This window comes from Aquimarina besae, from assembly GCF_042434905.1.
Lineage (GTDB): Bacteria > Bacteroidota > Bacteroidia > Flavobacteriales > Flavobacteriaceae > Aquimarina.
In genome coordinates this window covers 3,578,646-3,600,235 of sequence record NZ_CP170199.1, presented here as the reverse complement: position 1 = coordinate 3,600,235, position 21,590 = coordinate 3,578,646, and the positions used below count along the sequence as shown (strand labels likewise).

Sequence of the window (21,590 nt, the reverse complement as noted above, 5' to 3'; positions counted from 1 at the left end):
ATATAATTATTAGTTAAAAATGCAGCGTAGTATAGCAATAAAGAACTACATCATAATCTATTCATGTATTGTAAAAAAGGAAGTCAATTAGCAAAGGAAATTCATCTGGTTTCGTTTGTATTTTATTATCAAAACCACTGATATTTATCATAATATATCTTAAAATAGGATGATACATTTGAAGATCATTTTAAATTAATTCAACATGAAAAAAAGGACTCCTGTTTCCAGAATAATGACTTCTGATGTTATCACTTTAAATAGTACTAATGGCTTAGAAACAGCAGAAATGTTATTTAAAGAACATAAAATAAGACATATACCGGTTGTTAAAGGTAATAAGATCATAGGAATGTTAAGCTATACAGATTTGCTTCGCATAAGCTTTGCAGATGCTGTGAACGATACAGATGGTGATGTGGACACCGTTGTTTACGAAATGTTTACGATAGAACAAGTAATGGCTAAAAATTTAGTTAGTGTTAGTTCTACAACCACCGTCAAAGAAGTAGCAGAAATACTTGCAAAAAAAGAATTTCATGCATTACCTGTAATCGATGATGGAAAACTGGTTGGTATTGTGACCACAACCGATTTGATAAACTATTTATTAGAACAGTTTTAAGTTCTTTCTTAAACAATCATTATTAAAAATAAACCTTCTTTGCTCTAGACAAGGAAGGTTTTGTTTTGTTTTAAAATTACGTTAAACTTCTGTACAGCGGTTAGATTTTAGTAATTTTAGGCATAAAGTAAACTTCATGACTACGATACCAAAATCATCTTTTGATTTTTTAAAAGATTTAAAAAAGAACAATCATAGAGATTGGATGCAAGAGCATAAGAAACGTTATCAGTCCAATGAAAAAGAATTGAAAGCATTTTATGCTGCTGTTGTGGAAAGACTCAATGAACACGATGAGATTGAAAAAACAAAGGTTTTTCGTATTAATAGAGATGTTCGTTTTAGTAAGGATAAAACTCCTTATAATGTTCATAGAAGTGTTAGTTTTAGTAGGGCAGGAGCTCATCGTCGTGGCGGGTACTATTTACGATTAGAACCGGGCAATTCTTTAATGGCCGGAGGTTTTTTTGGTCCGGAGCCTAAAGACCTGTTGCGTATTCGAAAGGAGTTTGAGATGGATGATCAGGAAATCCGAGATATACTTGCAAATCCGGATTTTAAAAAGGCATTTGGTGATTTTAATTCAGAATATCAGGTAAAAACTGCACCCAAAGGCTTTAGTAAAGATCATCCTGCAATCGATTTGATAAAAAATAAATCGTTTTTTGTAAGTCATCAATTTACTGATGCAGAGGTATTTGCACCGGATTTCTTAGATAAATTAATATATCACTATGAATTATTGCGGCCGTATTTCGATTATATGAGTGATGTATTGACGACGGATCTAAATGGAGTATCCCTGATTAATGAATAACGTAATTATTAACACATTATCTTACAAAGTTAGGGAGTTCAGTACATTTAAAAAACCAACAAAAAATTAAAACATGAAAAGAATAGCAATCAATGGATTCGGACGAATAGGTCGCGCAGCGCTAAAGGTTATTATGGAAGAGCCTGGATTACAAGTAGTAGCAGTTAATGACTTAATGTCTATAGAAAATGCTCAGTATCTATTAAAATACGATAGTGTATATGGTATTTACGACAAAGAAGTACGTGTAGACCAAGACTATTTACACGTGAATGGCGAAAAGATATTATATTTTAATCAGAGAGACCCTGAGCAGCTTCCCTGGAAAGAAAATAATATTGATATTGTGATAGAAAGCACAGGTTTTTTTACTAATAGAGAAGATGCAGAAAAACATATCAAAGCTGGTGCAACCAACGTAGTAATTTCGGGACCTACAAAAAGCAAAGATACTCCTACGGTGGTTCACGGAGTAAATACAGAAGACGGTAAAACGGCAATATTCTCTTGTGCCAGCTGTACGACTAATAATATAAGTCCCGTTGTTGAAATTCTAGGAAGAACAATTGGAATCAAAAAAGCAATACTTAATACAATTCATGCCTATACCGCATCGCAAACTTTGGTAGATGCTCCCTCTAAGAAAAACCCTAGAATGGGTAGAGCAGGAGCTATAAATCTAACTCCCACTTCAACCGGAGCGGCCATTGCGACCACAAAAGCACTACCTCAGTTTGAAGGTAAGTTTGATGGTATTGCAGTAAGAACACCTGTACCAGTTGGTTCTGTTAGTGATATTACTTTTATTGCAGAAAGAGATACAGCAGCAGAAGAAATAAACGAAATACTTCTTAAAGAAGCCAAAACAGATCGATATCGAAAGGTGCTAGACATTACTTATGAGCCTATAGTTTCATCAGATATCCAAATGAATCCTTTTGCCTCTACCGTGGATGCTTCTATGACCAGAGTAGTAGATGGAGATTTGGTTAAAATTATGATTTGGTATGATAATGAGTGGGGTTTTACCAATCAGATGATTAGACAGATTTTGGAACTCTAAAGATTTATTAGGTTTAACTATTTCTATTTCTATGATTGGTTTTGTTTGTAATAATTTTAACACAAAGTAAATTTTCGTATTCTATTTTTGAGGATAAAATGTTAAAAACTAATAATTATTAAGAATTAATACGAAAGTTTCTCTATGAGGTTTTGGATTATTGTATGCTGCATAAGTCTTTGTTACCAAAGTTTTGCTCAATCAGTGACCACTGAGAAAAGATCTTTTATAGTTGGTACTACTACAGAGGCTATGAAAATAGATGGGCAATTAGATGAAGCAATTTGGTCTAAATTGACACCAGCAAAAGATTTTACACAGTATTTCCCAAATGATTCGTTACCCGCAGCCGCGCAGACAGAGATTTATATGTGTACAGATAAAAAAAATCTGTATATCGGTATAAAGTGTTATGCAGCTGGAAATAATTGGCTCGTAGAGTCTTTGCGAAGAGACTATCGCGCAGGCGGTAACGATAATATTACATTACTATTTGATACTTTTGATGATCAAACGAACGCTTTTTATTTTGGGATCAATCCTGAAGGTGTTTTAAGAGAAGGGACTATAAGCAATGGCGGAAACGTATTTCAGGATTTTTCTACTTCCTGGGATAACAGATGGAGAGGTAATGCCAAGAAATATGATGGGTATTTTACTGCTGAGTTAGAAATTCCTTTTAGCACGTTTAGATATCCTATTCCTTCAAAAAAATGGGGATTTACATCGTATCGTTTTGATACACAGTCAAATGAAATCAGTACCTATCCTGGTACACCACGAAATCAAGTAGTATTTACTTTGGCGTATCCCGCAGAAATGATTTGGGAGGATGATCTTACCACCAAAAGCAGTGCAGTTTCCTTGATTCCTTTTGTTTCCACAGGCATTAATAAAGATTATGAGGATAATACATCTACCGATGAAATTTTTGAAGTTGGCGGAGATGCCAAAATCGCTTTGACACCTGGATTAAACCTGGATCTTACTGTTAATCCTGATTTCTCTCAGGTCGAAGTTGATGAGCAGATTACCAATCTTGATCGATTTGAGATCTTTTTTCCCGAACGAAGACAATTTTTTTTAGAAAATGCTGATCTTTTTGGGCAATTTGGCTTTTCTAACATCAATCCATTCTTTTCAAGACGCATTGGTGTAGGAGAAGATGTAATTACCGAAGAACTAGCACAGAATAGAATTTATGGAGGGCTACGTCTAAGTGGTAAGGTAGACCCCAAAACAAGAGTAGGTTTATTAAATATGCAGACTGCATCCAGCAAAAAGCAAGGTATACCCGGTACCAATTTTGGAGTGGCTGTGGTTCAACGTAAGATTGGGGTACGATCCAATATCGGGATTATTGCTGTGAATAAACAAGCTGTAAATTTTGATGAAAATCTAGATACACTAGATATCAATAGATACAACAGAATGGCCGGAGTGGATTATAATTATTCTACAAAAAGTAATACCTGGTTTGGTAAAAGTTTTATTCACGGAACCTTTTCTCCAGATAAAGACCTTGCCATAGCACAGGGAACGACCCTAAATTATAATACTAGAGCGTTCGGAGCACTTTGGAAACATGAATATGTACACGAGGATTATAATGCAGAAGTGGGATTTGTACCCAGAACGAATTATTTCAGAATTAACCCAACTGCTGAACTAAGATACTATCCTCAGAATAATCTTATTAATAATCATAGTTACAGAGCAGAAGCAGATATCTTTTGGAGACCAGAGTTTGGTAAAACAGATCATTTTTTCTCTGCAGGATGGGGAGGAGAACTCACGCAGCGATCAAATGTTGGTTTTAATCTTAATCACAGCTATGTGTATCTGTTTGATCCTTTTGACCCAACTGGCACAGACTCTGAAGAATTAGCCGAAGAGCAAGATTTTTCTTGGGTGAGTTTTACTGCGAACTACGGAAGCGACAGACGAAAAGTTTTTAGCTGGAACGTGAGTCCATATATTGGAGAATACTTTAACGGTTGGCGTTATGGCACCAGCGGCGGATTTAATATTCGTTTCCAACCTAAAGGATTTTTTTCACTTAATTACGCAGTTAATATATTTGATCTCCCTCATTTAGAAGGAACCAGAGAAACCTATTTAATAAGTCCTAGAATAGACTATACCTTATCCAAGAGTTTATTCACATCAGTTTTTGTACAATATAATTCTCAAAGTAATAATACAAATATCAACGCTCGTATTCAATGGAGATTTGCACCAGTATCTGATCTGATACTGGTCTATACTGATAATTACTTAACAGGTGATGTGGATCCGATGAACCGTTTTGCGTTTGATGTTAGAACACGTTCTATTGTCCTTAAAATTACCTATTGGTTAAATCTGTAAAAAAAGAAACCTTTCAAATTTTAGGAATCTGAAAGGTTTTATAGGATCAAAAGTGTTTTGATTAGATCTGACTTAATCCACCATCTACTTCTAATTCGACTCCGTTAATAAATGAAGCGTCATCTGAAGCCAGGAATAATGCTGATTTTGCTACTTCTTCAGAGGTTCCAAAACGACCTAAAGGTACCTGTTCTGCAAATCCTTTTCCCATTTCTTCTACTACATCTTCCGGTAATCCCATTTTATCGTATATAGGAGTATCAATAGGTCCCGGTGCAATTGCATTCACTCTTATTCCCCTAGATTTTACTTCTGATGTAAGCACTCTTTGGAATGCTCTCAATGCTCCTTTGGAAGCTGAATAAATTCCTAACCCGTCAAAACCTTTTTGATGCACTATAGAATTAGTGAAGAGAATTGTTCCACCATCATTTATATGTGGTAGAGCTTCTTTGGTAGCGATAATAGGACCTTTAACATTAATATCGAATATATGATTGTAATGCTCTTCGGTGATATCTGCAGTAGGAGTGGGAGGTGCTATTCCAGCATTCAGAAATAGGATATCGATCTTTCCATACTTTTTGGTTGCTTCCTCGATTAAACGTTTGTTATCTGCGGCAATAGCTACATCTGCTTTTACAGTTATAAAATCACCTTCTAATTCTTTAGCAACTTCATCTAATGCTTCTCGTCTTCTTCCGGATAGTACTACTTTAGCACCTTCTTTAAGATATATTTTGGCTGTAGCCAAGCCAATACCGCTGTTAGCTCCGGTTATTACTGCAACTTTGTTTTTTAATTTGTTCATTATATGTTAATTTTTATTTGAAACAATCGTTTCAAAATAGATTAAAAAAATATTAGTGTAGTACTTTTAGTACCGTATGTATTAAATTTCGAAGTTCTTCTTCATTATTATTAAGAATACCTGTCATGCGAAACCCTTGTATTGCCGAGTATAAATAAAGCGCATATTGAGCTGCTGTTTGCTCTTCATTGAAAACTTTTTGCATCTGGCCATTATGTACTAAATCTTCAAGAATAGCGAGCATTTGTTCCTGATTTTGTTCCATAAATGATCTAATCAATGGTTCTTGATTGGTCATTTCCGATTTACAATTGACAATTAAACATCCTTTTTTGTCTGTATCAGTGATAATATCATTAAGATACATCTCAAAAATTAAACGAACAGTATCAGCGGCATTTTGTGCGTGGATGGTTTCCTTTCCAATAGAATTTTTCGCAACTGCTTGATAGTACGAAAGCACTTCCATAAACATACCAAGTTTACTTCCGAATGAATTGTAAATACTAGATCTATTCAAAGAGGTGGCATCAACTAAATCTTGCATAGATGTGCCATTATATCCTTTTTTATGGAATACAGCGGTGGCATTTTGCAAGACTTGTTCTCGATTAAATGTTTCTACCTTCGGCATAATATATTGAAATGATCATTTCAAATTTAATAAGAATAAAACAATTTTACTGTTATGAAAATATTAAAATTGAAAAATTACTTCAAAATCAATTTCAGCATTAAATCGGTTTGTTCGTCAGAACCCAGCATGAATTTATGTTTGGCGAATATTTTAAAATCATTTCGATTATAAAATTGTATAGCATCAAGATTCTTTTCCCACACACCTAACCAAATAAATTCTAGTTTTTGTTCTTTGGCGATTTCTATTATTCTATCCAGTGTATATTTACCTATACCTTTGCCTTGATAAGTGTTTATTATATAAATTCGTTCGATCTCGACAGATTTTCCTTGAACTATTTCTGTTTGAGCAGTTCTGAAATTAATTTTTATATAACCAACAATTTGATTTAGATAAAAGATGAAAAAGAACCGAGATTCAGGATGCAAAATCTCATAAGTGATTTTTTCTAATGTGATATTTTGATCCAGATATGCTTGGATATTTTCTTCAGTGTTTGCAGGAGGGCCAAAAGCTTCGTAGAAGGTTTCTCTACTAATTTTTAATAATTTGTAGTTATCCTCAGGAAGAACTCTTACTATTTTTAATTCCCGAGATTCCATATCTTTTTGATTCTATTGTATATTAAATAACTCGTTTTATTACCCTCAATTGATGGGTGTATAAACGTGTTTCACTGTTAAAAATTCCTGTGTGATCTATACGATCCACACGCACTTTGCCGTGCGCGTGGATGATATAGTTATCTTTCATAATAATACCAACGTGAGTAATAGCTCCTTCATCATTATCAAAAAAAGCAAGATCTCCGGGTTCACTTTCTTCTATAAAGCTCAATGGATCCCCTTGGGTCGCTTGTAAAGAGGCGTCACGCAATAGTTTATACCCATTTAGTTTATACACCATTTGTGTAAAGCCACTGCAATCGATTCCAAAGTTTGTTTTGCCTCCCCATAAGTATGGAGCGTTTAGAAATAGATAAGCAGTTTCTACTAATTTTTCTTTTGGCTGTACTTTTCTGATTCTGTTACCTTCATAATGATGTTCAAAATAATCTAAGGCACCCAAAGAAGATCCTAATACAATTGGCATTAGCTGATTATCTTTACAGCTTACAAAATCAATAAAATCTGATGAAACATCTAATGGTTTTGAATCAAAATTTTTATACGTTTCTTCGGTGATTTCTATGTATTGTTTATTATCAATCCAGCCTTCATAGGTGTCAAAAGCAAGTCGTATTCGACTCCATTTTTTTCGTTTTTCTAAAACTTTAAAATGCTCGCCGTATAATACCTGTGATACCATTTCACTTGGATCGCTTGGTTCTGAGCGTAAAGGAACAATACTAAGATTGCAGATACCGTATAGCATGAATTTTTAAGGATACTAAATATTAGACACTGAACTAATTTCAATAAAGATGTATCCCATTAGATACGCTCTATTACCATAGCAGATGCGCCACCTCCACCATTACAGATAGCCGCCGCTCCGATTTTTGCATTATTTTGATCTAAAACATTCATCAATGTAATTAGAATGCGCACACCAGAACAACCTAGGGGATGCCCTAAAGATACGGCACCACCGTTAACATTAGTATTCGAATCATTGAGTCCAAGTATTTTCATATTAGCGAGTCCAACGACGGAGAAAGCTTCATTAAATTCAAAAAAGTCTACATCTTCTAAAGAAATACCAGCTTTTGCAATTGCTTTTGGCAGTGCCTTTGCAGGAGCGGTAGTGAACCATTTAGGTTCTTGGGCAGCATCTGCATAGCTTTTAATTCTTACCAGGGGTTTTAGGCCAAGTTCTGCGGCTTTTTCTGCACTCATTACTACAACGGCACCAGCACCGTCATTAATAGTTGATGCATTTGCCGCTGTTACTGTTCCATCCTTTGTAAAAGCAGGTCTCAATGATGCAATCTTTTCCATTTTTACATTTTTATATTCCTCATCTTCTGTAACCATCACAGGTTCTCCGCGGCGTTGTGGTACAGGAACTGGCACTACTTCATTTGCAAATTTACCTTCAGACCAGGCTTTTGCCGAACGCTCGTAAGACTGAATTGCGAAGGCATCCTGATCTTCTCTACTAAAATTATGCTCGGTAGCACATAAATCAGCACAAACACCCATTGCATTTTGATCATAAACATCTACTAAGCCATCTCGTTGCATACCATCTTCTAATGTTTGAGGACCAAATTTATGTCCTGCTCTTAATCTAACATAATGAGGAATCAAGCTCATATTTTCCATTCCGCCGGCAACCACAATATCAGCATCTCCTAACGCGATTGCTTGCGCAGCGTGCATTACCGCTTTCATACCACTTGCACATACTTTATTGACAGTTGTACAAGGTACAGAATCACTAAGACCTGCACCCAATGCTGCCTGTCTTGCAGGTGCTTGTCCATTACCTGCCTGAACAACATTACCCATAAATACTTCCTGTACTAATGAAGGGTCTAAATTTATTTTATCTAAAGCACCTTTGATTGCAATGGATCCCAATTGGGTGGCAGGAACTGTAGATAAACTTCCTAAAAAACTACCAATCGGTGTACGTGCTGCTGATACTATTACGACTTCTTTGCTCATTATATTATAGATTTATTATGTGTGTTTGTTTTTTTGCGAATTTAAGGATTTTTAAAGTATATACATAGCTAAGTTAACAGTGCGATTTATTATTCTTTGGGATCAAGGTTACACTAATTTTGTAGCTGCTTTGTACTGACTTATTTTTTAGTACTTTTGGATAATATCTAGTATCATTCTTGTGAAGAAGTTTTTAAATAATTTTTATAAAAATCAGTCTTTTCTATACAAAGGCTTTCTTTTTGTTACTACCTTGATTCTCATCGTATACCTATTTCCAAAGGGAGGGGTTTTTAAATATGAGTTTACCAAAGGGAAACCTTGGCAATATGAAAATTTGTATGCTCCTTTTGATTTTGCCATTGCAAAGACTCAAGAAGATATTGATGCGGAGAAGAAGCGTATAAAAGACAATAATATACCTTATTTTGAGTATGATACCATTGTCGCAAATACGGCAAAAGACGCTTATGATGGAGCTTTTAAGAGTAATTTAGAAACTTTAGATCAAAGTAGTTCAGGAAAACAGGCTAAGCTTTTTGGTAGGATAATCCTTAATGATATTTATCGCTATGGTATTTTACAGGAGTCATATTCTTATGATAATAAGAAACAAATCTTTTTGAATAAAGGTAATAAAGCAGAAGCGATTACTTTTGGTCAGATATTAACTCCCAATGCTGTTACGGATCTCATTAATTCCAGAATTGACAAAAGTGAGTATGTAAAATTTAAAAGTGGTTTTGTTGCGCTGTTCTATGATTTAGTAAAACCAAACGTTTCCCTGAATCAGAAATTGACAGAAAGTACTCTAGACGATGAGTTAGCTCAGGTACTTACAACTAGAGGAAGCGTTTCAAAGGGAAGCAGGATAATTGCCAAAGGAGAAGTCGTTGAAGGAAATCGACTGCAAATATTAACTTCGTTAAAAGCTGAGTACGAGTCTCAGGTATGGAGTGATAAAAACTTTTATTGGATAGTTTTTGGATATGGTATTCTTGTTTCGTTGGCGCTACTCATGTTATTACTTTTTATCCGAAAATACAGAAGGGAAATATATGCTAATAATACTCAAGTTACTTTTATAGCATTTAATATCCTTTTAATGGTATTGATCACCACGTTAGTGGTAAAATACAAATCGGATTATATTTATATTGTTCCGCTATGTATTTTACCATTGATTTTAAAAGCTTTCTTCGATTCTAGACTTGGTTTATTTACGCATGTAGTTACAGTAATGATTTTAGGTTTTGTTGTGCCTAATAGTTATGAGTACACCTTTTTACAAATTATCGCAGGTATCGTCACCATTTTAACCATTTCTGAATCCTATAAGCGGGCCAACTTATTTATTACAGTAGGTCAGATTACAATCATTTACGTCCTAGCTTATATAGCATTTCATATCATTCATGAAGGAAGCATTAGTGAGGTTGATTGGACAACAATAGGATTATTCGTGATTAGTGGTTTTGCTACTTTAATTGTGCATCCATTAATTTATGCGTATGAAAAAATGTTTGGTTTAATTTCTGATGTATCGCTTCTTGAACTTAGTGATACTAATTCATCGTTATTAAAAGAATTGTCTGATAAAGCACCAGGTACTTTTCACCATTCTCTTAATGTAGCAAACATTGCCGAAGCAGCAGCCAGTGAAATTGGAGCAAACGCTATGTTAGTAAGGGTTGGTGCATTATATCATGACATTGGCAAAATGGCCAATCCTACGTATTTTACAGAAAATCAGACCGCTTCTGGTAATGCGCACGATGTTTTATCGCCCAAAGAAAGCGCTAAAATTATTATCAACCACGTAATTAGGGGAATTGAGATTGCCAAAAAAAATAAACTTCCTGACAGGGTTATTGACTTTATAAGAACGCATCACGGAACCAGTACTGTGTATTACTTTTATATGAAAGCAAAGGAAATCAATGAGAATGTAAGCATGGAAGATTTTCAATATCCCGGACCCAAGCCTTTTTCTAAAGAAACCGCTATTTTAATGATGAGTGATAGTGTCGAGGCGGCTTCTAAGAGTTTAAAAAACCCTACCAGTAGTTTAATCGATTCTTTTGTAGAGAAAATCGTAAATAAACAAATGGAGGACGGTCAGTTTTTGAACGCAAATATTACCTTTAAAGAAATTCAGCAAGTAAAGAAGGTGTTTAAAAGAAAACTCACCAATATCTATCACCTCAGGATTGAATACCCAGAGTAAGTCTATTGGTTCTTAAGTATTTCATCTCTAAATTTCAACGTGGTATTGCGTTTGAAAACCAAATAATACAAAAACTTCTAATTCTTCAAATATTTTCCATCCATCCAAAACGTTCCAAACGGAATTACAGAACACAATAGCACGATTCCTAACGTTTTATTATTCCATTCTTTCTCTGGTTTGATCAGGAAAGCTAATACGATATAGGCTAGAAATAGAAACCCATGAGCCATTCCGATGACTTTATTAGGTTCGGGTGATGCAAACAAATATTTTAGAGGCATCGTTACAAACAATATGGCTAAGTAAGAAATTCCTTCGAGGTAACTAATGAATCGAAAACCGGTAATCATATGTATTATTTAAAATTAAATAATCTGTTTTAAATTTCAAGCTTTTGGATATACCAATCGATTTTTAAAGTTTTATACTAAACTAAAAATTGCGACTGCATACAAATAGAATCTTACAAAACGTAACAATCCAAACAGAAGATAGTTGATAAACGGGTATTTTATCATACCGGCTGCAATGCTTGTTATAGAAAAGGGAATAGGAAGTAAAGCTCCAACGATAATCAAAAAACCACCCCATTTACGGGTGTTTCTGATATGCTTAGCCATTTTCACTTCTAAGTATTCGTGTACAGAAGGTATTTTGGTAATTGACTTTCCTATAAAATAAGAAATAACTCCGCCTAAATATGATAATAAAGCTAGTATGGAGAGATATAAAATAGGGCTGGACGCTTTGTCACTCCATGCAATGAAAATTTCTGGTGGAATAAGACCTAATAAAGATTCTGAAGCAAAAAACACACTGAAAACAACATAGTCCGCATAGTTTTGTGTTACATAAATCAAAACATCGTTGATATTAATTACAAAATAATTTACAATTAATAATCCAGCTATAAACAGTAGAATAGGAGGTAGTGCTTTTTTCATACTGGTTCCTAAAAACTTATAAAAACCGGTATAACTATAATATTGATGCAATAACTGTAATCGTGTTTTTTTAATAGATTTGGGATTTGTTTTCATAGTAATTTTTCCGCAAGGCACAAAAATAATATTTATATGATCTTTTGACGTTTATAAAATCATAAAATTTGTCGAAATAATGTGAAAGTCATTACATAAACTGAGGAAATTAAATAAAACGATTGTATTAATTCTCCGAAAAATAGAAAAAGCCCTGATATTTCAGGACTTCTATAATATTTTGATCAGGAATATGCTGATTATGCATTTAAAGCATCTCTGTAATCTGCCAAATCCATAATGTTCATTTTGTTTTTTAAATCCTTTAAAAGAGAAATAAGGTACATTAAGCTTTCTACGGGATCTGAATCTACATCTTTTTCTAAAGGTGCCCCATCTTCTTCGATAGGATCATCATCTGGAATTGGGATAAGAAAGCTATCATTTTCCTCAATATGTTCGTAAGTTAGTCTTAATACCTTAACAACTAAAGGTATCTGTTGTTCTAACGCATAAGATCGCAGGGTTTTAAGATCATCTATGAGTGTGTCAGTGTTGATTCCGGATGTTTCCAGATCTTTCAGAATTTTGTCAATTAATTTGAGCGCCTTTTTATTTTCCAAGGATTATTAGATTAGTATGGTTTAAAAAATGATTATGGCAAATTTAACCCCTTTATACAAATCTTTAAAATCTTTTAAAGCAATAAATTTAATTTTAAATGTTAAATAAATATTTCTAGAAAAAAAACTCCTTCGTAAATGGGGAATTTTCCGTATAATCCATTGATAAATAAGGGTTTATTCTTTCTATACTAATATTCCAGCTAAAGTTTGAGGTTTAACCGTAACCAAAATTCCATAATCCTCTTTATCTTTGAAAAGTATTCCAATTACAATTTTTCCCTTACTTTTTTTGTTTTCCCCAACACTTACCTCCTTGAATACAGGAGGTAAGTTCTTTTTGGGGTCATTTGTAATTAAAATAGTGGTACTGTAGTATCCTTATCTTCTTCTTTAATAGTTATTAAAAGTTTTCTTTTTCCTAATGTACTAACTTTATACACCTTGGTTCCTGTTGTCCAATTTTCTTTTCTGGTAGCCTGTGGCATCATTGGGAAACCATAACTAAACGAAGATCCATCCGGTTTTGGACCGATGACAAAAAAGTGATTTCTGGTCAGGGAGTTATTCTGAATTTTGAATTTTATATATTTTACAGAGAGATTCTCAACTTCCGGTTGTCTTGATGTTTTTATTTTAGCATCACCTTTTAGTTTCTTTGGAGTATTCATTATGTTTAAAGTAGCTTCATTACTTAATTTTGCATCAATTTCATTGGTTACAAAGACTTTAGTAGTTCCTCGACTCCAGATATCTACTCTGGCGTTTTCTGCAATGAGATCAGATGCATCAACAGAAGCAAGTTCTGAGGCGATTCGTAACTCTTTTGTTTTACCATTCATAAAAACCTTTCCAATAGGAGCAAGAACTTGTATATAATCGTTGTCGAGATTTATAATTCTGGTCGTGTCGTGGGTACCGCTTTCTACTTTTCGAATTTTTGGAGCTCCTATAACGATTTTAGCATTTTCTGAAGGTTGTATCCATTCCTTTTGATCAAGGTATAATGTACCATCTACAACTTCTTTTTCTATGTAATCAAAAAGATTAGCATCGGTTGTAATGGTTATGCCTTCTGTTTTGGATTGATCAATAATTACTTGTGCATAGAAATTAATTTTTATGTTTTTTATATTGTTACCATTGAAAGTTCGGGTCGTAATTTCTTTATTTCCTTTTATTTGAGCCATATTAGAAAGGCTAACAAATAGTATTAATAGATTTATTATTTTTTTCATGATTAGATATTTTAAATTAAGGATACGTTTGTTTTTGGTAGTTTAAACCATTTTTTACTGATTATGTAATCGATACCAAATCTTCCTGATCCGAGAACAAGGTTATACATAGAAATCCAGAGAAATCCCATGGCTGGTAGCATTCCCCATAATCCATTTTCCCATTTCTGGAAAAGAATAGCTACTAGCATAGTACACATAATAAAAAAAGAGGCCACTCTGGTTTTTAATCCTAACATTAAGAATACTCCTCCGATAGCTTCACTTGCAGCCCCCATCCAAGCAAAGAATACCGGGAACATAGAGAATAAGCCTCCATATTCTGCAATGTCTTTTGGAAACCACTCCACAACTTCCAGGAAGCCTAAGTCAGGAGATCCTTCAGGACTCCAAGGAACCCCAAACTTACTTCCTCCAAAATTTACTGCTAAAAAATAACCACAAATGATTCTAGGAAATGCAAATAATAAATCTATAGACCAATGTTGCATTGTGATAGGTGAAATGATTTTTTGAATAATATTCTTCATAACTGAAACGATTTTAGATTGTTTGATGGTTCAAATGTCTGAATCAGTTGTGAATACTGCGCCCCAAAACAAAATAGGACGGCTCAAATCATAATTTGAGCCGTCCTATTTTAAGTGAGTCGGTCTGTAAATGAACTATTTTTTAACTTCTAATAGTATGATATCATAATCAGATTTGATAGTTAAACTACCATCTTTTACAGTAGCTTCTTCACCAGAATATGCATCGGTTAAAACCGTACCATCCTTAAAAATTGAATTCACCTTGACGGTTTTAGTTCCTTTTCTCAGATTTAACCCCACGATTACAGCATCAAAAAGACCATCTTTATCATATGTTCTTGAAAAGACATATGGGGTTTCTGTAATCATTTTGTGTTTTCCTGCGCCGATCGCCGGATGATCTTTTCTGAAATTACCTAATTTTGACCAATGTTGTAGTAAAGATTTTGTTTCATCAGTTTCCAAATCATCCCAGTTCATATTAGATCTCAGCGTTGCATCTCCTTGTGCGCCTTCTATAATTAAGGTTCTTCCAGTTTCATCTCCGTAGTATACTTGCGAAATACCTGGAGTTAGTAAGAGTTTTGTAGCAGATTCGTAAGTCTTTTTTCGTTTTTTATCAAAAGGGTCTCCATCATCGTGAGAACTGATATAATTCATAACGCTTTTTCCGATCAAACCAGTTTGTAATGCATTACTGTATTTACTAAATAATGCTTCGTAGTCCAGTCTTCCTGCATCATATTTAAATTGAAAATTTATAAGATTATCAAAGCCATTGGCATAATAATCTACTTTTCTATCTCCAAAATCATAAAAGCGTTTGCCATCAATTCCGTATCCATATAATTCGCCAAGAACATAGAATTGATTATTGTCCAACACTTTGTCTGGATTATTTTTCTTCCATTCTTCAAAAGCTAGTTTGGCTTGTTCTGCTAATACAGCCCAAACATCTTCTTCTACGTGCTTTACGGTATCGACGCGGTATCCATCAATTCCTAGTTCCCGTACATAATCGGTCAACCATTTTATTATATAGTTCTTTGGTGATCGCTTAAGACCCGTTTTGGCGAAAAACAGTTCTAATTCATCCATTTCTGCCTCTAATCTTCCTTCTTTTGTCCATTTAGCAACAAGCGCTTCAGGCAGTTTAACCTCTTCATCGCTTTCAGTTTTGATATCCGGAAGATTCTCAACCAACGTGCACTGCACTGCCGTTTCATAATTTTTATATGTGCATTGAGGCGAGGTACGAACCCATTCTTCGGACCATACCGGATCTTTATCAGTTACGGGGCCTGTGTGATTAATAACAACATCCATTAAAATTCTTATTCCGTTTGCGTGGGCAACTTCTACTAATTTTTTTAGATCCTCATAGGTTCCAAAATTTGGATCTATAGCTGTCCAGTCCTTTGCCCAATATCCGTGGAAAGCATAAGTGTTACCGGTTCCTTCATCCACACTATCATGAATTTGTTCTACAAGTGGATTCACCCAAAGTGCATTGATTCCGAGGTTTTTGAAATATCCATCTTCAATCATCTGAATAATACCCTTAATATCACCTCCTTCAAAACCACGCAACACTCCGGTCTCTTTTGTTCTGTCTAAAACCTCGTCGTTTGTAGGGTCTCCATTTTTAAATCTATCTGCAAGTAGGAAATATACATTCGCACCTTCCCAAATAAAAGGCATCTTTTCTTTAGTCAATGGTTTGATTTCTTGGGATTCAGCCGTTTCTGCTATAGTTGATGTAGTTTTGGGCTCATTTTTACAAGAAATAAGAATGGTAAAAAGTCCCAATAGGATAGTTGTTAATAAATGTTTCATTTGTTTGTTTTTAATGTTTTTAAGTATTTTGATTGAACTTCAATAATAACATACTTTGAAAACAATAATCAATACTGGTTTAAGTTGCTAATCTATAAAATTGAATATAAAAATCCAGTTTTGTACAATTGCGAATTTCATAAAAATGGCAAAATCAGCTATTTTTTTGAGATGCAACATATTGAGAAGGTGAAGTATTTGTAAGTTTTTTAAAGACCCTGTTGAAAGTTGCTTTACTATTGAAACCACATTCATAAGCAATACCCAATAACGATAAATGTTCTTGTTTACCTTGTTGAAGCATAGTTTGTACTGCCTTAACTCGATAGGAATTTACAAAATCATTAAAATTTTTATCAAATCCAGAGTTGATTGTATCAGAAACGATTGATGCGGGAATTTTAAGCATTTTAGATAATTCAGTAAGATTAAGATCGGGATTTAGAAATGGTTTTTCTTCTTCCATATACTGCTGTATCTTTTCTTTGTTTTTAACTACATCATCGCTAAGCACAGTTTGTGTTTCATTAATTTCTTCTTTAACAACAACCGAAAAATTAAGCTCATTCAGTTTATTGGTATCTGTAAAATACCCTTTAATTCCTATATATATAATGGCTACTGCAGTAAAGAAGTGATACCACCATCGTTGGGTCCAATGTAAATCAGTAATTACAGAGTCGATGACACCTTGAAATACACTGTATAGGAATAAAAAAGAGTAAATAAAAAGAAAGTTCCGGATCCAATTCAACTCTAGACTATAGGTGTTAGAAAAAAACTGTTGAATTTTTTTTCGATAGATATAATAGAGTTGAATGGTAAAGGCAAGATATAAAAGCATTTGTAAGTTTTCTACAATTCCTATCAGTGGACTTACATATTTTTCATCTAAAAAAACTTTGAGATACCCATTTTGAGTGTCACTAAACCCTGGCTGGGATGCATCGTAGATAAAAATAAAAATTTTATAGATAACATATAAGGTAACCGGAATAAAATGTATAATATCCTTTTTTCTGAACCTGAAATTAGAAGTAGTTATTGATTTGACATAAAAATACAGCAAGGGACCAATTGCTAATGAGAGTGCAATGAGCCAATAATTGATTTTAGTATTTCTGTAGGTATCATACCATTCCATAAAACCAATGGTATAGGTAGTTCTATGATAACCTGTAATAAAGATAAGAATTGATAAAATTAAAGCCGATAAGTACTTCTTTTTAAAATATTTAACTAATAAAAGAAAAGCAAAAACGAAAGCTTGTAAAACTAACAGCAATAATGGTGTACTATAGATATTAAAGGAAGGAAATTCTAATGGTATTAAAATAGGCATAGTGCTAATTTAAATAATTCAGAGAATTATTTTTTATTTTTTTTTAAATTAAAATACTGTTCCTTTGACTATAATTTAGATTATAATGACCAAATTCAAAGCGTGGATCTCTGCAGCACGACTTCGTACCTTACCATTATCAGTATCCGGTATTATTGTTGGGTCCGTTTTAGGACAGGCAGATATGTTAGCCACATCTAATGATCCAACAGTATTATATGATTGTGTTCCAAAAATGTTTTTTGAGACTAGAATTTTTTTACTTGCTATTCTTACTACGTTGGGATTACAAATCTTATCCAATTTTGCTAACGATTATGGGGATGGAGTAAAAGGTACGGATAATGAAGATAGAGTAGGGCCAGAAAGGGCATTGCAAAGTGGAGCCATCTCTAAAAAGGAGATGTTTAAAGGGATTGTTATAACCGCAATCATAACACTAATTCTAGCTGTATTGCTCATTTATATCTCCTTCGGAAGAGCCTATTTCTTTTATTCCGTTTTCTTTTTTATATTAGGAATAATCGCAATTGCGGCTGCCATAAAATATACAGTGGGAGATTCTGCTTATGGATATCGTGGATTAGGTGATCTCTTTGTTTTTATTTTCTTCGGGGTAGTGAGTGTCGTAGGGTGTTATTTTTTATTTACAAAGAATTTAAACTGGTTGGTATTTCTTCCCGCAACAACCGTAGGTTTTCTTAGTGTGGCCGTATTGAATCTCAATAATATGCGCGATCACGATAGTGATAAAAAAGCAGATAAAAATACGTTAGTGGTGAAATTAGGCATAGCAAAAGCTAAAAAGTATCATTATTTTCTAATTATAGGTGCTATCTTAATAATGATTATATTTTTATTTTTTACCTATCAAAATCACGTTAACCTATTGTTTTTGGTAGCATTTATTCCCTTGGTTATTCATATAATCAAAGTACGAAAAACAAAAGACACAAAGGATTTGGATCCTGAATTAAAAAAAGTAGCACTGTCAACATTTTTATTGGCCATATTGTTTAGTTTAGGACAGATTTTATAATTTAGTGATACTTAGTTTTAAAGAGCTTGCAAAGCGAATTTAAAACTATTAGTGGAACTTATTCCGCTGCAGAGCGGGATCTATACATAAAAAAACTCACACAATGAAAATTACATTTTACGGACATCATACCTTATTATTAGAAATTAAAGAAACTAAAGTTTTGGTGGATCCTTTTATTTCTGGAAATCCTTTAACTAAGGATAAATTGAATATTGACGATTTTAAAGTTGATTTTATACTCTTAACGCACGCGCATCAGGATCATACGCTAGACGCAGAAGCTATAGCCAAAAACAGCGATGCCACGATCGTTTCGAATTATGAAATTGCTATGCATTATCAAGAGAAAGGTATAGAAGTACACCCAATGAATCACGGTGGTAATTGGGAGTTTGACTTCGGAAAAGTAAAGTATGTTAATGCAATTCATACCAGTAGTTTTCCAGATGGGAGTTATGGTGGACAACCGGGAGGATTTGTGATAGAAGGAGAACACAAAAACATTTACATAGCTGGGGATACTGCATTGACGATGGATATGAAATTAATTCCTTTATCTACTAAATTGGATTTAGCAATACTACCTATTGGTGATAATTTTACTATGGGAATTGATGACGCTATTCTAGCTAGTGATTTTGTAGAATGTGATAAAGTACTAGGTGTTCACTATGATACTTTTGGATATATAGAAATTGATCACGATGAAGCTAAAAGAAAGTTTTTTGCTAAAGATAAAGATTTGATGTTGTTAGATGTCGGTCAGAGTATAGAGCTATAATGAAGGCTACTTATCATAAACACATTCTAGAATTCAAAAGACCTAGTGGAACTTCTCGCGGAGTATTAAAGACTAAAGAAACCTGGTTTATTGTTATTACTGCTGAAGGAAAGCAAGGTATTGGAGAATGCGGAATTCTAAGAACCTTGAGCATAGATGATCGACCAGATTATGAAGAAAAGTTGGAATGGACCTGTAATCATATACATTTAGGAGTAGAACAACTATGGAAAGAATTAGTTGAATTTCCCAGTATTCAGTTCGGTGTGGAAATGGCTTTCAAATCATTAGAAAGTGATTCTCCGTTTATCTTATTTCCCTCAAAATTTACAGAAGGAAAAGAAGCCATACCTATTAATGGATTGATTTGGATGGGCGAGGAACAGTTTATGAGAAACCAGATCATCGAAAAGTTAGAGCAGGGATTTGATTGTATAAAAATGAAAATCGGAGCAATTGACTTTGAAGCAGAACTGGAACTTATTTCTTATATACGTTCTCAATTTAATAAAGAGACTATCGAGCTGCGAGTAGATGCCAACGGTGCTTTTACACCTGCCAATGCCTTAGACAAGTTAAACAGGTTAAGCACATACGATCTCCATAGTATAGAACAGCCAATTAAACAAGGTCAGTTAGAGGAGATGAAAGGCTTGTGTGGGAAAACTCCGTTACCAATTGCATTGGATGAAGAATTAATTGGTGTTTTTAGTGTAACGGATAAGAAAAAACTACTACTAACTATACAACCTCAATACATCATTTTAAAACCAAGTTTGATAGGAGGGTTTAAAGGAACACAAGAATGGATTGACCTTGCGGATGAATTAGGTATTGGATGGTGGATTACGAGTGCATTAGAATGTAATATTGGATTAAACGCAATAGCGCAGTATACTTTTACTTTAAATAATAAAATGCCACAAGGTCTAGGAACCGGAGGTTTATATAGTAATAATATAAATTCGCCTTTGGAAGTCCAAAAAGGGACATTGACGTATCTACCTGAAAATAAATGGGAGGTACCATATTTGGTTAAAAAATAAATTATACATGTATATAGAAGAAGCTTTAAAAATAAAAAATGATTGGTGGAGGTATTTGCTAGGACTAGTCATAGTATTTATAGGTTGGCAAGTAATTGGTGTAATTCCTTTGATAGGGGTTGCTTTTTCCAAATCTGAGAACCTACAAGATTTTATAGAAGCAGGGGAAACCAGTTTTATGGGATTAGGTATTAATTCTAATTTATTCTTGGCACTCATAATTTTTAGTTTCGCTATGGGATTGGTAGGCTTGTTATTTGCAGCCAGATATATAAATGAACAAAAAATCACAAGTTTAACTACCGCCAGAAACACCATTGATTGGAGTAGAATACGCTTTTCATTTTTTCTTGTTGTAGGTATCAATAGTGTATTATTCTTAATTGTGTACTTCACAGAACCAGAGATTCTTGTTTGGAATTTTAAACTGATACCGTTTTTAATTCTTTTTTTGATAGCCATATTTTTATTGCCATTACAGACTAGTTTTGAAGAATACTTATTTAGAGGTTATTTAATGCAGGGACTTGGTGTTTTAGCTAAAAATAGATGGCTACCCTTGATACTGACTTCTGTCACGTTTGGATTGTTACACGGACTAAATCCAGAGGTAGAGAAATTAGGAAATATTATGATGGTTTTTTACATCGGTACAGGTTTTTTGTTAGGCATAATGACTTTAATGGATGACGGTATGGAGTTGGCATTAGGCTTTCATGCAGCGAACAATATTATTGCAGCTATCCTGGTGACTACGGATTGGAGCGCTTTTCAAACTGAAGCATTATTTATAGATACTTCTGAACCTTCTGCAGGAATAGATGTTATATTACCTATAGCAATTCAATATCCTATAATCCTATTCATATTGGCTAAAAAATATAAGTGGTCTGGATGGAAAGATAAACTGTTTGGAAAGCTAGCTCCCGAACCAAGCCTAGAAGAATGATAACAAATTGATAATATACAATTTACCCACGCATAACCTACGAGTATTGAAG

21 protein-coding genes are annotated in these 21,590 nt (G+C 33.9%); 9 read left to right on the top strand and 12 right to left on the bottom strand.

Annotated features, from left to right (window positions below):
- Window positions 1-205: 205 nt before the first annotated feature.
- The 4 genes from ACE94K_RS15930 to ACE94K_RS15915 all read left to right on the top strand — a co-directional run bounded on the left by ACE94K_RS15930 (window position 206) and on the right by ACE94K_RS15915 (window position 4,875).
- On the top strand, window positions 206-625 hold the full coding sequence (locus tag ACE94K_RS15930) for a CBS domain-containing protein (protein ID WP_378174433.1): 420 nt from the start codon (window positions 206-208) through the stop codon (window positions 623-625).
- 136 nt (window positions 626-761) lie between these two features.
- On the top strand, window positions 762-1,442 hold the full coding sequence (locus ACE94K_RS15925) for a DUF2461 domain-containing protein (protein ID WP_378174430.1): 681 nt from the start codon (window positions 762-764) through the stop codon (window positions 1,440-1,442).
- A gap of 73 nt (window positions 1,443-1,515) precedes the next feature.
- Entirely contained in the window at window positions 1,516-2,505 is a 990-nt protein-coding gene (gene gap, locus ACE94K_RS15920) for a type I glyceraldehyde-3-phosphate dehydrogenase (RefSeq protein ID WP_378174427.1), read from the top strand.
- A gap of 204 nt (window positions 2,506-2,709) precedes the next feature.
- Window positions 2,710-4,875 (top strand): DUF5916 domain-containing protein, encoded by a 2,166-nt coding sequence (locus tag ACE94K_RS15915; protein WP_378174424.1) that lies wholly within the window; start codon window positions 2,710-2,712, stop codon window positions 4,873-4,875.
- Window positions 4,876-4,936: 61 nt separating this feature from the next.
- Here ACE94K_RS15915 and ACE94K_RS15910 read toward each other — a convergent pair whose 3' ends face one another.
- From ACE94K_RS15910 to ACE94K_RS15890, 5 genes are all read right to left on the bottom strand, one after another.
- A complete protein-coding gene (locus ACE94K_RS15910; RefSeq protein WP_378174421.1) occupies window positions 4,937-5,686 on the bottom strand; it encodes an SDR family NAD(P)-dependent oxidoreductase in 750 nt (249 codons plus the stop codon).
- A gap of 52 nt (window positions 5,687-5,738) precedes the next feature.
- Window positions 5,739-6,320 carry a TetR/AcrR family transcriptional regulator gene (locus tag ACE94K_RS15905; protein WP_378174418.1) on the bottom strand — a complete coding sequence of 194 codons (582 nt, stop codon included), beginning with the start codon at window positions 6,318-6,320 and terminating at the stop codon, window positions 5,739-5,741.
- A 77-nt stretch (window positions 6,321-6,397) separates the two neighbouring features.
- Window positions 6,398-6,928 (bottom strand): GNAT family N-acetyltransferase, encoded by a 531-nt coding sequence (locus ACE94K_RS15900; protein ID WP_378174415.1) that lies wholly within the window; start codon window positions 6,926-6,928, stop codon window positions 6,398-6,400.
- Between the two features lie 22 nt (window positions 6,929-6,950).
- Window positions 6,951-7,700 (bottom strand): NlpC/P60 family protein, encoded by a 750-nt coding sequence (locus ACE94K_RS15895; protein ID WP_378174412.1) that lies wholly within the window; start codon window positions 7,698-7,700, stop codon window positions 6,951-6,953.
- A gap of 59 nt (window positions 7,701-7,759) precedes the next feature.
- A complete protein-coding gene (locus ACE94K_RS15890; RefSeq protein ID WP_378174409.1) occupies window positions 7,760-8,938 on the bottom strand; it encodes an acetyl-CoA C-acyltransferase in 1,179 nt (392 codons plus the stop codon).
- A 181-nt stretch (window positions 8,939-9,119) separates the two neighbouring features.
- Here ACE94K_RS15890 and ACE94K_RS15885 point away from each other — a divergent pair, with 181 nt between their 5' ends.
- On the top strand, window positions 9,120-11,165 hold the full coding sequence (locus ACE94K_RS15885; RefSeq protein WP_378174406.1) for an HD family phosphohydrolase: 2,046 nt from the start codon (window positions 9,120-9,122) through the stop codon (window positions 11,163-11,165).
- Window positions 11,166-11,242: 77 nt separating this feature from the next.
- Here the strand turns inward: ACE94K_RS15885 and ACE94K_RS15880 are convergent, their stop codons facing one another.
- The 7 genes from ACE94K_RS15880 to ACE94K_RS15850 form a co-directional block, all read right to left on the bottom strand.
- The gene (locus tag ACE94K_RS15880) at window positions 11,243-11,518 is read right to left on the bottom strand and encodes a DUF3817 domain-containing protein (protein WP_378174403.1); all 276 of its coding nucleotides are present in this window, start codon (window positions 11,516-11,518) and stop codon (window positions 11,243-11,245) included.
- A 72-nt stretch (window positions 11,519-11,590) separates the two neighbouring features.
- Entirely contained in the window at window positions 11,591-12,208 is a 618-nt protein-coding gene (locus tag ACE94K_RS15875) for a YqaA family protein (RefSeq protein WP_378174400.1), read from the bottom strand.
- A 200-nt stretch (window positions 12,209-12,408) separates the two neighbouring features.
- On the bottom strand, window positions 12,409-12,771 hold the full coding sequence (locus tag ACE94K_RS15870; RefSeq protein ID WP_378174397.1) for a hypothetical protein: 363 nt from the start codon (window positions 12,769-12,771) through the stop codon (window positions 12,409-12,411).
- 356 nt (window positions 12,772-13,127) lie between these two features.
- Window positions 13,128-14,009, bottom strand: coding sequence for a GIN domain-containing protein (locus ACE94K_RS15865; protein WP_378174394.1), 882 nt, complete (start codon window positions 14,007-14,009; stop codon window positions 13,128-13,130).
- A gap of 11 nt (window positions 14,010-14,020) precedes the next feature.
- On the bottom strand, window positions 14,021-14,539 hold the full coding sequence (locus ACE94K_RS15860) for a DoxX family protein (protein WP_378174391.1): 519 nt from the start codon (window positions 14,537-14,539) through the stop codon (window positions 14,021-14,023).
- A 135-nt stretch (window positions 14,540-14,674) separates the two neighbouring features.
- Window positions 14,675-16,378, bottom strand: coding sequence for an alpha-amylase family glycosyl hydrolase (locus ACE94K_RS15855; RefSeq protein ID WP_378174388.1), 1,704 nt, complete (start codon window positions 16,376-16,378; stop codon window positions 14,675-14,677).
- Between the two features lie 154 nt (window positions 16,379-16,532).
- Entirely contained in the window at window positions 16,533-17,720 is a 1,188-nt protein-coding gene (locus ACE94K_RS15850; RefSeq protein ID WP_378174385.1) for a helix-turn-helix domain-containing protein, read from the bottom strand.
- A gap of 85 nt (window positions 17,721-17,805) precedes the next feature.
- On the opposite strand from ACE94K_RS15850, the gene menA reads away from it, so the two are divergent.
- The 4 genes from menA to ACE94K_RS15830 all read left to right on the top strand — a co-directional run bounded on the left by menA (window position 17,806) and on the right by ACE94K_RS15830 (window position 21,538).
- Window positions 17,806-18,759 carry a 1,4-dihydroxy-2-naphthoate octaprenyltransferase gene (gene menA, locus ACE94K_RS15845; protein WP_378174382.1) on the top strand — a complete coding sequence of 318 codons (954 nt, stop codon included), beginning with the start codon at window positions 17,806-17,808 and terminating at the stop codon, window positions 18,757-18,759.
- Window positions 18,760-18,862: 103 nt separating this feature from the next.
- On the top strand, window positions 18,863-19,543 hold the full coding sequence (locus ACE94K_RS15840) for a metal-dependent hydrolase (RefSeq protein WP_378174379.1): 681 nt from the start codon (window positions 18,863-18,865) through the stop codon (window positions 19,541-19,543).
- A complete protein-coding gene (locus tag ACE94K_RS15835; RefSeq protein WP_378174376.1) occupies window positions 19,543-20,589 on the top strand; it encodes an o-succinylbenzoate synthase in 1,047 nt (348 codons plus the stop codon). The genes ACE94K_RS15840 and ACE94K_RS15835 overlap by 1 nt, the downstream gene beginning before the upstream one ends.
- Before the next feature lie 7 nt (window positions 20,590-20,596).
- On the top strand, window positions 20,597-21,538 hold the full coding sequence (locus ACE94K_RS15830) for a lysostaphin resistance A-like protein (RefSeq protein ID WP_378174373.1): 942 nt from the start codon (window positions 20,597-20,599) through the stop codon (window positions 21,536-21,538).
- The last annotated feature ends 52 nt before the right edge of the window (window positions 21,539-21,590 follow it).